Below are 12,905 nucleotides of genomic sequence, written 5' to 3'. Positions count from 1 at the left end.
AAACAGGGGCGCAGTATAACCCTCGGGGCAGCTACAAGCGGCAAGCTTCAAGCCACAAGCCTGTCCGTCTTAATGCCCCGTGGAGTGCGAGAACAGTTGGATGACCACCACACCGCTGACGATCAGGCCCATGCCGAGCATGGCCGGTAGATCCAGCTTCTGCTGGTAGAGCACCAGCGCGGCGATGCTCACCAGGACGATGCCGAGGCCCGCCCAGATGGCGTAGGCGATGCCCACCGGGATGGTGCGCACTACCAGAATCAGCATCCAGAAGGCGATGGCGTAGCCACCGATCACCAGCAGCAATGGCAAGGGCTTGTTGAAGCCGTCGATGGCTTTCATCGAGGTGGTGGCGATGACTTCGGCGGCGATGGCAATAGCGAGGTAGAGGTATCCGGGCATGGCGGCGACTCCTGAACGATGCCGCCGATTCTAGTCGTCGCAGCGATGGGATAAAGTGATTACCTATCTGAATTGGAGATAGGCTGTGAATTGGACCCTCGATCAACTGCACCTGTTCGTGCGCACCGCCGAGCGCCGCTCCTTCTCCGCCGTGGCCCGTGAAACCGGACGTGCGCAATCGGCGGTGAGCAGCGCCATCGCCCTGCTCGAGGCGGATCTCGGGGTCAGCCTGTTCGAGCGCAGCAGCGGTCGCCAGCCAGCACTCACCGAAGCCGGCCGCGCCTTGCTGGAGGAGGCGCGCAGCGTGCTACAGCAGTGCCAGCGCCTAGATGGCCGCGCCCTCGGTCTGGCCCGTGGCGAAGAAGCCCGTCTGCGCCTGGCGCAGGACGAAGCCATGCCCTACCAGCCGGTGCTGGCCAGCCTGCAGGCGCTGGCGGAAGCCTTTCCCCAGCTCGAAGTGCAACTGTCCAGTGGGGCGCAGGGCGACGTGGCGCGCAAGCTAGTGCAGTGTCAGGCCGATCTGGGCCTGCTGTTCCATCACGAGCAGATGCCCAGCGAACTGGAAAGCCAGCGCCTGGGCACCATCGAGATGGTCACGGTATGCAGCCCGCAGCATCCACTGGCCGGGCTCGCCAGCGTAGAGAGACGCGACCTGGCCGAACATCGCCAGTTGCTGATGACCCCGCAGGACAGCCACTACCCCGGCGGCGAGCAGATCAGCCCACTGATGTGGCGCGTCGACAGCTTCTACGTGATGGCCGAGCTGGTGATCCGTGGCCTGGGCTGGGCCTGGTTGCCCCGCCACGTCGCCCAGTACCCCACCTATCTGGGCCACCTGCAGGAACTGCGCAGCGACTGGGCGCCATTGCCGCTGGTGGTGGAGCTGGTCTGGCGTCGTGATGGCGCGCTCGGCCCGGCCGCGAGCTGGCTGGCCGACTGCCTGGCACAGGAGCTGCTGCGCCCGCAGGCCTGATCGCTCTTCCAGCGCCTGCCCTGCGGCGATAAGCTGCGCGCCCATGAACAGACACCTTTACACCCTGCTGCTGCACCTGGCCCTGCCCCTGATCGCCCTGCGTCTGGCCTTGCGGGCGCGCAAGGCGCCGGCTTACGCGCGGCGCATCCGGGAGCGTTTCTCCTTCGGTCTGCCGCCGCTGCAACCTGGCGGCATCTGGGTGCACGCCGTATCGGTTGGCGAGAGCATCGCCGCCGCCCCCATGATCCGCGCTCTACAAGCACACCACCCAGAGCTGCCGATCACCGTCACCTGCATGACCCCCACCGGCTCCGAGCGCATCCAGGCGCTGTTCGGCGACAGCGTGCAGCATTGCTACCTGCCCTATGACCTGCCCTGGGCGGCGGCACGCTTTCTCGAACGTGCTCGTCCGCGCCTGGCGGTGGTGATGGAAACCGAGCTGTGGCCGAACCATATCCACCAGTGCGCCAGGCGCGGCATTCCCGTGGCACTGGCCAATGCCCGCCTGTCCGAGCGCTCGGCGCGCGGCTATGCACGTTTTGCCAGGCTCACCGCGCCGATGCTCGCCGAGCTGTCACTGCTCGCCGTGCAGACCCAGACAGAGGCGCAGCGATTCCTGGCCCTGGGCGCACGCCCTGAATGCGTCGAAGTGACCGGCTCGATCAAGTTCGATCTGAAAATCGATGCCGATCTGCCGAGGCGCGCTGCCGACCTGCGCCGGCAATGGCAGGCCGAGCAGCGCCCGGTCTGGATAGCTGCCAGCACCCATGCTGGCGAAGACGAGATCGTCCTGGACGCCCATCGCCAGCTACTGGCGTCCAGGCCGGATGCCCTGCTGATCCTCGTGCCTCGGCACCCGGAACGCTTTGGCGCGGTGCATGAGCTGTGCCTGAGCCAGGGCATGGCCACACGCCGCCGCTCCACCGGCGAGGCGGTGCACGCTGGCGACCAGGTGCTGCTGGGCGACACCATGGGCGAACTGCTGTTTCTCTATGCGCTGGCCGATATCGCCTTCGTCGGCGGCAGCCTGGTGGCCAATGGCGGACATAACCTGCTGGAGCCAGCCGCGCTGGGCAAACCCGTGCTAAGCGGCCCGCACCTGTTCAACTTTCTGGAAATCGCTGCGCAACTGCGCGAGGCCGGCGCCTTGAGCGAAGTGGAAAACGCCGATCAACTGGCTGGCCGGGTTGCGACGCTGCTGGGCGAGCCTGACGAGGCTCAGCGTATGAGCCAGGCTGGCCTGGCCGTGCTCCAGGCCAACCAGGGCGCCCTGGAGCGGCTGCTGGCAGGGCTGCAGCGGCTGCTGTAGCCCGGATGCAATCTGGAGGATGTTGCGATGCTCTCCCGGATTGCATCCGGGCTACGCTTGCTCGATCACAGGGCATGCTGCGGTTGCAGTGCCTAAAAACAAAAAGCCCGACCTTGCGTCGGGCTTTTGTATATCGGGGGTGTCAATACCCCTGATTGTTCTTCAAGCGCTCCTCGGCAGCCGAGGCCAGATCCGGCGGCAGGAAGTCCTTGTCCGGGTTGTAGTCCGGCTTGAGAAAACGGCCCAGGGCTTCGAGGTCGGCCGGGCTGAGGGTGCCGGCAGCCTGCTTGAGGCGCAGGTTGTTGAGGATGTAGTCGTAACGCGCGTCGTTGTAGTTGCGCACGGCGCTGTAGAGCTGACGCTGGGCATCGAGCACGTCGACGATATTGCGGGTGCCGACCTGATAGCCGATCTCGGTGGCTTCCAGCGCGCTCTGGTTGGAGATGATCGACTGGCGCCGCGCCTGCACGGTTTCCACGTCGGTATTCACCGCGCGGAACAGGTTACGGGTGTTCTGCACCACCTGGCGACGCAGGCTCTCGCGCAGTTGCTCGGTCTGCCCCAGGCGCTGGTAGGCCTCGCGTACCTGCGAGCTGGTCAGGCCGCCGCTGTACAACGGGATGTTTAGCTGCAGGCCGATGCTGCGCTGCGACACGTCACCGCTGTAACGCGGCGACAGCGGCGACCCCGAATTGGTGAAGCCCAGGCTGTCGTTGTCGCCTTTCTGGTAGCTGGCCACGGCATCCAGGGTCGGCGCATGACCGGCCTTGCGCTGGCGCAGGTTCTCCTCGGCGGCGGTGACTGCATAGAGACTGGCCTGCAGATTGAGGTTCTGCGCGGCGGCAGTATCGACCCAGGCCTTGGCATCGTTGGGCGTCGGCACCAGCACCGGCAGGGAATGCACGATGCCTTCCACGGCCACGTAGTCGCGGTTGGTCAGTGCCACCAGGGCCTCGAAGGCATCGTCCACGGCGCGCTCGGCGAGCAGGCGGTTGGCCCGGGCGGTATCGAAACCGGCCTGGGCCTCGAGCACGTCGGTCTTGTCGGAGAGGCCGACATCGAAACGCTCGTTGGCCTGGTCGAGCTGGCGCTTGAAGGCGGCCTCCTCGGCGCGGGTCGAGGCCAGGTTGTCCTGGGCACGCAGCACGGTGAAGTAGGTCTCGGCACTCTGCAGGATGAGGTTCTGCTCGGTGGCGGACAATTCCAGCGCGGCCTGCTCGCTGGTGGCCTCAGCGGCCTGCAACTGGAACCAGCGGTCGGCGCGGAACAGCGGCTGACTCAGATTGGCCTGATAGACCAGACCGCTGCGCGAAAGGGTGGCGCTGGGCGAATCGATCTCGGTGCGAGTGTCGCCATAATTGGCGCCTGCCGAGAGGTTGGGCAGCAATCCGGCACGGGCCTGCGGTACCACTTCGCGACGTGCCTGGTAGTCGGCTCGGGCAGCGGCGATATCGGCATTGTTCTGGGCGGCTTCCTGATACACGGTCATCAGGTCGGTCTTGCTGGAAAGCGGTGCCTCGGCGGCCTGCACCAGGCCCACCGACGCGGCGGCCACGGCAACAGCCAGGGAGAGTCTGCGCAACATGGAGGTCGATCCTTGAATAGGCGGTAATCGGCAAGGCTACGGCTGGCCACAGGCCAGGGTCAAGCACCCGAGCCCAAGCTTCAGTCTAGTTTGCAAGAAGCATTGTTGCCCCATCGCAACAATACCGAAGGCCCTGCCCGAGCGTCGCTTTCCGACGCATGGGTCGACTTATTTCCGCGTGCAGGTTGGTTTAGCGGCAGGGCTTGATTAGACTGCCAGGGTTCTTGTCGGGGTGCCCCATCTGAGGGGCTGAGATTGGCAACTGCCGGATCCCGTTGAACCTGATCAGGTTAAGGCCTGCGTAGGGAACAAGATGTCCTCGCCACGCATCATGCGTGGCGAGTCCTCTGCACCGCCCCGGTGTATCTCGCGCCCTTCGTCCGCTCAGGTTCCAACTCCGACATCTATCCCGGAGAGAGCCTTGATGAGCACAGAACAACAACGGCACCTGAGCGAAAGCGCCCAGGTCGACCTGCAGTCCGTACAGCCCTTCCCCCGTTCGCAGAAGATTTACGTGCAGGGTTCGCGCCCGGATATCCGCGTGCCGATGCGCGAGATCAGCCTGGACGTGACGCCGACCGCTTTCTCTGAAACGAAGAACGGCGGCGAGATCAACGCTCCGGTCACCGTCTACGACACCTCTGGCCCCTACACCGACCCGAACGTGACCATCGACGTACGCAAAGGCCTGGCCGACGTGCGCAGCGCCTGGATCGAAGATCGTGGCGATACCGAGAAACTGCCGGGCCTGTCCTCCGAGTTCGGTCAGCGCCGCCTCGCCGACGAAGAGCTGACCAAGATGCGCTTCGCCCATGTGCGCAATCCGCGCCGGGCCAAGGCCGGGCACAACGTCAGCCAGATGCACTACGCCAAGAAAGGCATCATCACTCCGGAAATGGAATACGTCGCCATCCGCGAGAACATGAAGCTGGCCGAGGCCCGCGAAGCCGGCCTGCTCGGCGAGCAGCACCCGGGGCACAGCTTCGGTGCCGCCATCCCCAAGGAAATCACCCCTGAATTCGTGCGCAGCGAGGTCGCCCGTGGCCGCGCCATCATCCCGGCCAACATCAACCACGTGGAGCTGGAGCCGATGATCATTGGCCGCAACTTCCTGGTGAAGATCAACGGCAATATCGGCAACAGCGCCCTGGGCTCTTCCATCGAGGAAGAAGTGGCCAAGCTGACCTGGGGCATCCGCTGGGGCTCGGACACGGTGATGGATCTGTCCACCGGCAAGCACATCCATGAAACCCGCGAATGGATCATCCGCAACTCGCCGGTACCCATCGGTACCGTGCCGATCTACCAGGCCCTGGAAAAGGTCGGCGGCATCGCCGAGGATCTGACCTGGGAGCTGTTCCGCGACACCCTGATCGAACAGGCCGAACAGGGCGTGGACTACTTCACCATCCACGCCGGCGTACTGCTGCGCTACGTGCCGCTGACCGCCAAGCGCGTCACCGGCATCGTCAGCCGTGGTGGTTCGATCATGGCCAAGTGGTGCCTGGCGCATCACAAGGAAAACTTCCTCTACACCCATTTCGACGACATCTGCGAAATCATGAAGGCCTACGATGTGTCCTTCTCCCTGGGTGATGGCCTGCGCCCCGGTTCCATCGCCGATGCCAACGACGCCGCACAGTTCGGCGAGCTGGAGACCCTCGGCGAGCTGACCAAGGTGGCCTGGAAGCACGACGTACAGTGCATGATCGAAGGCCCCGGCCACGTACCCATGCATCTGATCAAGGAGAACATGGACAAGCAACTGGAGTGCTGCGACGAGGCGCCGTTCTATACCCTCGGCCCGCTGACCACCGACATCGCCCCCGGCTACGACCACATCACCAGCGGCATCGGCGCGGCGATGATCGGCTGGTTCGGCTGCGCCATGCTCTGCTACGTCACCCCCAAGGAGCACCTGGGCCTGCCGAACAAGGATGACGTGAAGACCGGCATCATCACCTACAAGATCGCCGCCCATGCCGCCGACCTCGCCAAAGGCCACCCCGGCGCGCAGATCCGCGACAACGCCCTCTCCAAGGCGCGTTTCGAGTTCCGCTGGGAGGATCAGTTCAACCTCGGCCTCGACCCGGACACCGCACGCGCCTACCACGACGAGACCCTGCCCAAGGATTCGGCCAAGGTGGCGCACTTCTGCTCCATGTGCGGGCCGAAGTTCTGCTCGATGAAGATCACCCAGGAAGTGCGCGACTACGCCAAGGAACAACGCATCGACGCCATAGACCTGGAGGCCGAACAGGGCATGCAGGCCAAGGCCGAGGAGTTCAAGGCGCAGGGCAGCCAGCTCTATCAGCCTGTGTGAAAGGCCGTCATGCAAGCTTGATCTGGCGGCACTATGCTCGCTAGTGTGACGGGTAACGGGCCGCTGTTTGGCCCGTTACGACCATCTGGAGTTTCTATGGGTAAAGACGACATCGACATCCTCGCCCGCGAGGAGTGCTTTCGCGGCTTCTACCGGCTCGACCGGCTCACGCTGCGTCACCGGCAATTCTCCGGTGACATGGGCCCGTCCATCACCCGTGAGCTGTTCGTGCGCCACGATGCCGTCTGCGTATTGCCTTACGACCCGCAGCGCGACGAAGTGGTGCTGATCGAGCAGTTCCGCGTCGGCGCCATGGACAAGGCGGCCAATCCCTGGCTGCTGGAGCTGGTCGCCGGGCTGATCGACAAGGACGAAGAGCCCGAGGAAGTCGCCCGCCGCGAAGCGGTCGAAGAAGCCGATCTGATCCTCGGCCCGCTGTGGCCGATCACCCAGTATTTCCCCTCCCCTGGCGGCTCCGACGAGTTCGTCCACCTGTTCCTCGGCCGCTGCGACAGCGCCGGAGCCGGCGGCGTGCATGGCCTGCCCGAGGAAGGCGAGGATATCCGTGTGCACGTGATGGCCCTGGCCGATGCCCTGGCCGCCGTGCGTGACGGGCGCATCAACAACGCCGCAAGCATCATCGCCCTGCAATGGCTGGCGCTGAACCGCGACGAAGTGCGGGGCATGTGGTCGTGAACCTGCTGCGCGAGCGCTACCGGGTCGATCTGGTCGAGCTGCAGACCGCTTGCGAGGCCAACTACGCGCGCCTGATGCGCCTGTTGCCGAGCATGCGTAGCGAGCATCAGACGCGGCGCGTGGCGCTGAGCCAGGGCGATCATCTGCTGGGCATCCTGCACCTGGAAGTGCTGGAGAGCTGCCCCTATACCACCAGCCTGCGCGTGCGCCAGGAACACAGCCTGCCCTGGCTGCCGGTGCCGCAACTGGAGGTGCGGGTCTACCATGATGCGCGCATGGCGGAAGTGGTCAGTGCCGAGAATGCCCGACGCCTGCACATCCGCTATCCCTATCCGAACGCAGCCATGCACCAGCCGGACGAGAAGAGCCAGCTCAACCTGTTCCTCGGTGAGTGGCTGAACCATTGCCTGGCCTGTGGGCACGAAGCGCAACCGGTACTCTGACCTCCCGATCAAGCTTTTACCCAGCCCGCCGATAGACTCAGCGCGCTGTGTTCATGGCCCACCATACCTGGCGGCCACCCTGCGGGCCGTCGCAGGCGACGTCAAAAACGCTCCTGGCGTTTTTCTGTGACCTGCTTCCGCTTCCCGGGGTTTCCCCTTTCGCCGCAGCAGCTACCATAATTCATTCATTCGCGCCCTTGGAGACCGTCTTGTCGAGTCACGCCCCCCTCGCCGCCGATTCCTCGGTTCTGCTGGTGCAGTTGTCCGACAGCCATCTGTTCGCCGAAGCGGATGGCAAGCTGCTGGGCATGGACACCTGCGACAGCCTGTGCCGCGTGATCGAAAAGATGCAGCAGGAGCAACCCGGCATCGACCTGATCCTGGCCACCGGCGACCTGTCGCAGGATGGCAGCCTGGCTTCCTACGAACGCTTTCGCAGCCTCACCGATGGGCTCGGTGCGCCGGTACGCTGGCTGGCCGGCAATCATGACGAGGCCTCCCCCATGCAAGTGACCTGCGCTGGCACACACTTGCTGGAGCCAGTGTTCGACATCGGTGCCTGGCGCGTGACCTTGCTCGACTCGTCGATCCCCGGTGCCGTGCCCGGTTTTCTTGCCGACAGCCAGCTAGAACTGCTGGAGCGCGCCCTGAGCGAGGCCCCCGAGCGCCATCACCTGATCTGCCTGCACCATCACCCGGTGTCCATCGGCTGCAAATGGATGGAACCCATCGGCCTACGCAACCCCGATGCCCTGTTCGCCATCCTCGAACGCCATGCTCAGGCCCGCGCCCTGCTCTGGGGCCATATCCACCAGGAGTTCGACCAGCAACGCGGCGACCTGCGCCTGCTCGCCTCGCCCTCGACCTGCGTGCAGTTCGCTCCCGGCAGCGAAGACTTCCAGGTCGGCAGCGAAGCCCCCGGCTACCGCTGGCTGCGCCTGCATACCGACGGCAGGCTGGAAACCGGCGTCTCGCGCGTCACCGGCATCAGCTTCGAGATCGACTACAGCGTCAAGGGCTACTGAAGCAGCGGCAAGCCTCAAGCTGCAAGCAAAACGCGCAGCCCCAGCAGACACCTTGCTGCATTTTCTTGTAGCTTGCCGCTTGCAGCTTATAGCCGCTTTTTGTAGTAGCCTCCCGCTCCATGATTGCCACCATCCTTTATATCCACGGTCTCAACAGTTCACCCGCCTCGCACAAGGCCAGGCAGTTGAGCCGCGCCATGACTCACCTGCAAATCGGCGAGCAGTTGCGCGTGCCGGCGTTGCATCATCACCCGCGCCAGGCCATGGCCCAGCTCGAGGCGCTGGTCGCCGAACTGGGCGCGCCACTGCTGGTGGGCAGCTCGCTGGGCGGCTATTACGCCACTTACCTGGCCGAGCGCCACAATCTCAAAGCCTTGCTGATCAACCCGGCAGTGCGTCCGCACCTGCGCTTCGACGGCTACCTCGGCCCGCAGCAGAACCACTACAGCGACGAGACCTGGGAACTCACCGAGGATCACATCCAGGCACTGGCCGAGCTGGAAGTACCGCCGCCACAGGACGCCAGCCGCTATCAGGTGTGGCTGCAGACCGGCGACGAAACCCTCGACTACCGTGACGCCGAGCGCTACTACCGCGCCTGCGCTCTGCGCGTACAGGCTGGTGGCGACCATGGTTTCCAGGGTTTCAGCGAACGCTTGCCGGCACTCTTCGCTTTTGCCGACATTGGCGCCACACTCTGGCGCGATACCGACTTTTCCGCCTTCAATTGACGATCAAGAGAGCCCATGGCCCAGCAGAACGCCTATAACGCCGACGCTATCGAAGTCCTCTCCGGCCTCGACCCGGTGCGCAAGCGCCCGGGCATGTACACCGACACCACACGCCCCAACCACCTGGCCCAGGAAGTCATCGACAACAGCGTCGACGAAGCCCTGGCCGGGCACGCCAAGTCGATCCAGGTGATCCTCCATGAGGACAATTCGCTGGAAGTGATCGACGACGGACGCGGCATGCCGGTGGACATCCACCCGGAAGAGGGCGTGCCGGGCGTCGAGCTGATCCTCACCAAGCTGCATGCCGGCGGCAAGTTCAGCAACAAGAACTACCAGTTCTCCGGCGGCCTGCACGGCGTCGGCATCAGCGTGGTCAACGCCCTGTCGACCCGCGTGGTGGTCACCGTCAAGCGTGACGGCAACGAATATCAGATGAGCTTCGCCGATGGCTTCAAGGCCAGCGATCTGGAAGTGATCGGCACGGTGGGCAAGCGCAACACCGGCACCAGCGTGCATTTCTGGCCGGACGCCAAGTACTTCGACTCCTTCAAGTTCTCGGTCAGCCGCCTCAAGCACGTGCTCAAGGCCAAGGCCGTGCTGTGCCCGGGCCTGAGCGTCACCTTCGAGGACAAGGCCGCCGGCGAGAAAGTCGAGTGGCTGTATGAAGACGGCCTGCGCTCCTACCTGGTGGATGCCGTCAGCGAATTCGAGCGCCTGCCTGCCGAGCCCTTCTGCGGCAGCCTGGCCGGCAACAAGGAGGCGGTGGACTGGGCCCTTCTGTGGCTGCCCGAAGGCGGCGACGCGGTGCAGGAAAGCTACGTCAACCTGATCCCCACCGCGCAGGGCGGCACCCACGTCAATGGTCTGCGTCAGGGGCTGCTGGATGCCATGCGCGAGTTCTGCGAATTCCGCAACCTGCTGCCGCGCGGGGTCAAGCTGGCCCCGGAAGATGTCTGGGAACGCATTGCTTTCGTCCTCTCGATGAAGATGCAGGACGCGCAGTTCTCCGGCCAGACCAAGGAGCGCCTGTCCTCGCGCGAGGCGGCTGCCTTCGTCTCCGGCGTGGTCAAGGACGCCTTCAGCCTGTGGCTCAATGCCCACCCGGAAACCGGCCTGGCCCTGGCCGAACTGGCCATCAGCAACGCCGGTCGCCGCCTCAAGGCCGGCAAGAAGGTAGAGCGCAAGAAGATCACCCAGGGCCCGGCACTGCCCGGCAAGCTGGCCGACTGCGCCGGCCAGGAGCCGATGCACGCCGAACTCTTTCTGGTCGAAGGCGACTCGGCCGGCGGCAGCGCCAAACAGGCGCGCGACAAGGAATACCAGGCCATCATGCCGCTGCGCGGCAAGATTCTGAACACCTGGGAAGTGGACGGCAGTGAAGTGCTGGCCTCGCAGGAGGTGCACGACATCGCCGTGGCCATCGGCATCGACCCCGGTTCCAGCGACCTTTCCGGGCTGCGCTACGGCAAGATCTGCATTCTCGCCGACGCCGACTCCGACGGCCTGCACATCGCCACCCTGCTCTGCGCCCTGTTCGTCCGTCACTTCCGCCCGCTGGTGGATGCCGGGCACGTCTACGTGGCCATGCCGCCGCTGTACCGCATCGACCTGGGCAAGGAAATCTTCTATGCCCTGGACGAGGCCGAGCGCGATGGCATCCTCGACCGCCTGGTGGCCGAGAAGCGTCGCGGCAAGCCTCAGGTCACGCGCTTCAAGGGCCTCGGCGAGATGAACCCGCCGCAGTTGCGTGAAACCACCATGGATCCCAACACCCGCCGCCTGGTACAGCTCACGCTGGATGATTTCGAGGGCACGCGCGAGGTGATGGACATGCTGCTGGCGAAGAAGCGCGCCAGCGACCGCAAGAACTGGCTGGAGTCCAAGGGCAACCTGGCCGAGGTACTGGCCTGATGCGCAGGCTGCTACTGACAGCCAGCCTGCTGGCGGGCCTGGTGCAGGCCGAGCAAGCACCGCTGGAAGAGCTGCACCTGAGCGCCGAATACCCGGTCGAGGGCATGGCCAATGGCAATCTCTCCGGTCTGGCCAAATGCGGCGAAAGCCTATGGGGCCTCTCGGATCGCGACGACGACCGTGTCTTCCTTCTCAACCTTATCGGCGATCGCCTGCAGGCCGAAGCGGAAACCTTCGTCGCCCCTGAACCGCCGGAGAGTCAACAGCCGTGGGGCCTGCGCATGCGCAACTGGGCGGCCAGCCTGGTGCGCGGTGGGCGTTTCGACTTCGAGGGGCTGAGCTGCGACGCTCGGGGCAACCGCTACCTGGCCAGCGAAACCCAGTCCGCCGTGCTGCAACTCGCCAGTAATGGCGACGCTCAGTGGCTGCGCCTGCCCAACGGCCTGGTGCGCCAGGCACGCGCCAGCGGCATGCTGCTGCACTTCAACCAGGGCTTCGAGGGCATCGCCATCGACCCGGACGGCAGCCGCCTGTGGATGGCCGCCGAACAGCGTCGCCGTGGCCTTACCGTGCTGCACCGGCAGAACAGTGCCTGGCGCTGCACCGGTGGCTGCGTACTGTTCAGCGAAGGGGGCAAGGAGCCCTCCCCCGCTGCTCTGGGCGGGCAGCCCGCCGCGCGTGATTTCGCCGGCCTGGCGTACTTCGACGACAAGCTCTTCACACTCGAGCGCCAGGCGCATCGCATCTGCCGCCGCGCCCTGAGCGATGGTGTGCTGGAGCGGTGCTGGTCGTTCGCCGCCGAAGCCTTGGCCGAGCCACGTCGTTACCCCGTGGCATACGGTGTGGCCGAAGCCTTGTGGATCGACAAGGACGGCGCCTGGATAGGTGTCGACAACGGCGGCCTGACCCGTGCCGATGGCGAAACACGCCCCATCGTCTGGCGCTTCAAGGCACCCAACGGCGGCTGGAGCCAGCGCCCGTGAGCGAGCAGACTCCTGGCAAGCGCGCCGGGCGAGTAATGTGGGTGCTCGCCTGGGGCGCCGGCCTGCTGTTGGCAACGCATTTCTTCGGCGACTGGGAAGAGCGCCAGCGCAACCCCAACCAGGTGCCGCATTCGGTACATGGCCAGGGCTACGTGGAAGTCAGCCTGGCCGGCAACCGCCAGGGCCATTACCTGCTGGACGGGCAGATCAATGACCAGCCGGTGACCTTCCTGCTCGATACCGGCGCCACCGCCGTGGCCATTCCCGAGACGCTGGCGCGCAGGCTCGGCCTCAAGCGCGGTGCGCCGATCACCCTGAGCACCGCCAATGGCCGCACCACAGGGCACCGCACGCGCCTGGACAACCTGCGCCTGGGTGACATCCTCCTGCACGACGTGGCCGCGCTGATCGCCCCCGGCATGGACGGCGACGAAGTACTGCTGGGCATGAGCGCCCTGAAACAACTCGAATTCACTCAGAAGGGCGGCACCCTGGTGCTGCGCCAATCAACCCTGCAATGA

At 65.1% G+C, this 12,905-nt stretch carries 12 protein-coding genes and 1 riboswitch; of the genes, 10 read left to right on the top strand and 2 right to left on the bottom strand.

Going from position 1 to position 12,905, the window contains the following annotated elements; translation table 11 throughout:
• Nucleotides 1-69 precede the first annotated feature (69 nt).
• Nucleotides 70-402, bottom strand: a complete 333-nt coding sequence (locus tag PVE35_RS02635; RefSeq protein ID WP_268181032.1) for a multidrug efflux SMR transporter — start codon at nucleotides 400-402, stop codon at nucleotides 70-72.
• Nucleotides 403-487: 85 nt separating this feature from the next.
• Between PVE35_RS02635 and PVE35_RS02630 the strand changes: the two genes are divergently transcribed.
• Nucleotides 488-1,375, top strand: coding sequence for a LysR family transcriptional regulator (locus tag PVE35_RS02630; protein WP_277373703.1), 888 nt, complete (start codon nucleotides 488-490; stop codon nucleotides 1,373-1,375).
• 43 nt (nucleotides 1,376-1,418) lie between these two features.
• Nucleotides 1,419-2,684 carry a lipid IV(A) 3-deoxy-D-manno-octulosonic acid transferase gene (gene waaA, locus PVE35_RS02625; RefSeq protein WP_277373701.1) on the top strand — a complete coding sequence of 422 codons (1,266 nt, stop codon included), beginning with the start codon at nucleotides 1,419-1,421 and terminating at the stop codon, nucleotides 2,682-2,684.
• Nucleotides 2,685-2,826: 142 nt separating this feature from the next.
• Here the strand turns inward: waaA and PVE35_RS02620 are convergent, their stop codons facing one another.
• Nucleotides 2,827-4,269, bottom strand: coding sequence for a TolC family outer membrane protein (locus tag PVE35_RS02620; protein WP_268181027.1), 1,443 nt, complete (start codon nucleotides 4,267-4,269; stop codon nucleotides 2,827-2,829).
• 218 nt (nucleotides 4,270-4,487) lie between these two features.
• A riboswitch (TPP riboswitch) is annotated at nucleotides 4,488-4,594 on the top strand.
• A gap of 99 nt (nucleotides 4,595-4,693) precedes the next feature.
• Between PVE35_RS02620 and thiC the strand changes: the two genes are divergently transcribed.
• The 8 genes from thiC (at nucleotide 4,694) to PVE35_RS02580 (ending at nucleotide 12,905) form a co-directional block, all read left to right on the top strand.
• Complete coding sequence (gene thiC, locus PVE35_RS02615) at nucleotides 4,694-6,592, top strand: phosphomethylpyrimidine synthase ThiC (protein WP_268181025.1); 1,899 nt, start codon at nucleotides 4,694-4,696, stop codon at nucleotides 6,590-6,592.
• Between the two features lie 96 nt (nucleotides 6,593-6,688).
• Nucleotides 6,689-7,288 (top strand): NUDIX domain-containing protein, encoded by a 600-nt coding sequence (locus PVE35_RS02610; protein ID WP_268181023.1) that lies wholly within the window; start codon nucleotides 6,689-6,691, stop codon nucleotides 7,286-7,288.
• A complete protein-coding gene (locus tag PVE35_RS02605; RefSeq protein WP_268181022.1) occupies nucleotides 7,279-7,731 on the top strand; it encodes a DUF1249 domain-containing protein in 453 nt (150 codons plus the stop codon). The genes PVE35_RS02610 and PVE35_RS02605 overlap by 10 nt, the downstream gene beginning before the upstream one ends.
• A gap of 209 nt (nucleotides 7,732-7,940) precedes the next feature.
• Entirely contained in the window at nucleotides 7,941-8,756 is an 816-nt protein-coding gene (gene cpdA, locus PVE35_RS02600) for a 3',5'-cyclic-AMP phosphodiesterase (RefSeq protein WP_268181020.1), read from the top strand.
• Between the two features lie 119 nt (nucleotides 8,757-8,875).
• Nucleotides 8,876-9,487, top strand: coding sequence for a YqiA/YcfP family alpha/beta fold hydrolase (locus PVE35_RS02595; RefSeq protein ID WP_277373686.1), 612 nt, complete (start codon nucleotides 8,876-8,878; stop codon nucleotides 9,485-9,487).
• A gap of 15 nt (nucleotides 9,488-9,502) precedes the next feature.
• Nucleotides 9,503-11,401, top strand: a complete 1,899-nt coding sequence (gene parE, locus PVE35_RS02590) for a DNA topoisomerase IV subunit B (RefSeq protein ID WP_277373685.1) — start codon at nucleotides 9,503-9,505, stop codon at nucleotides 11,399-11,401.
• The gene (locus tag PVE35_RS02585; protein ID WP_277373684.1) at nucleotides 11,401-12,384 is read left to right on the top strand and encodes an esterase-like activity of phytase family protein; all 984 of its coding nucleotides are present in this window, start codon (nucleotides 11,401-11,403) and stop codon (nucleotides 12,382-12,384) included. The genes parE and PVE35_RS02585 overlap by 1 nt, the downstream gene beginning before the upstream one ends.
• Entirely contained in the window at nucleotides 12,381-12,905 is a 525-nt protein-coding gene (locus PVE35_RS02580) for a TIGR02281 family clan AA aspartic protease (protein ID WP_268181013.1), read from the top strand. Before PVE35_RS02585 ends, PVE35_RS02580 begins: the two co-directional genes overlap by 4 nt.

This window comes from Pseudomonas sp. AA-38, assembly GCF_029457475.1.
Classification (GTDB): domain Bacteria; phylum Pseudomonadota; class Gammaproteobacteria; order Pseudomonadales; family Pseudomonadaceae; genus Aquipseudomonas.
The sequence above is the reverse complement of the archived record's forward strand: the minus strand, read 5'-3'. Positions and strand labels throughout refer to the sequence as shown.

What these genes read in the sequence shown, in the direction of transcription:
- PVE35_RS02635 (WP_268181032.1), bottom strand. Translation starts at nt 402, where the DNA reads ATGCCCGGATACCTCTACCTCGCTATTGCCATCGCCGCCGAAGTCATC.
- waaA (WP_277373701.1), top strand. Translation starts at nt 1,419, where the DNA reads ATGAACAGACACCTTTACACCCTGCTGCTGCACCTGGCCCTGCCCCTG.
- PVE35_RS02620 (WP_268181027.1), bottom strand. Translation starts at nt 4,269, where the DNA reads ATGTTGCGCAGACTCTCCCTGGCTGTTGCCGTGGCCGCCGCGTCGGTG.
- thiC (WP_268181025.1), top strand. Translation starts at nt 4,694, where the DNA reads ATGAGCACAGAACAACAACGGCACCTGAGCGAAAGCGCCCAGGTCGAC.
- PVE35_RS02610 (WP_268181023.1), top strand. Translation starts at nt 6,689, where the DNA reads ATGGGTAAAGACGACATCGACATCCTCGCCCGCGAGGAGTGCTTTCGC.
- PVE35_RS02595 (WP_277373686.1), top strand. Translation starts at nt 8,876, where the DNA reads ATGATTGCCACCATCCTTTATATCCACGGTCTCAACAGTTCACCCGCC.
- parE (WP_277373685.1), top strand. Translation starts at nt 9,503, where the DNA reads ATGGCCCAGCAGAACGCCTATAACGCCGACGCTATCGAAGTCCTCTCC.
- PVE35_RS02585 (WP_277373684.1), top strand. Translation starts at nt 11,401, where the DNA reads ATGCGCAGGCTGCTACTGACAGCCAGCCTGCTGGCGGGCCTGGTGCAG.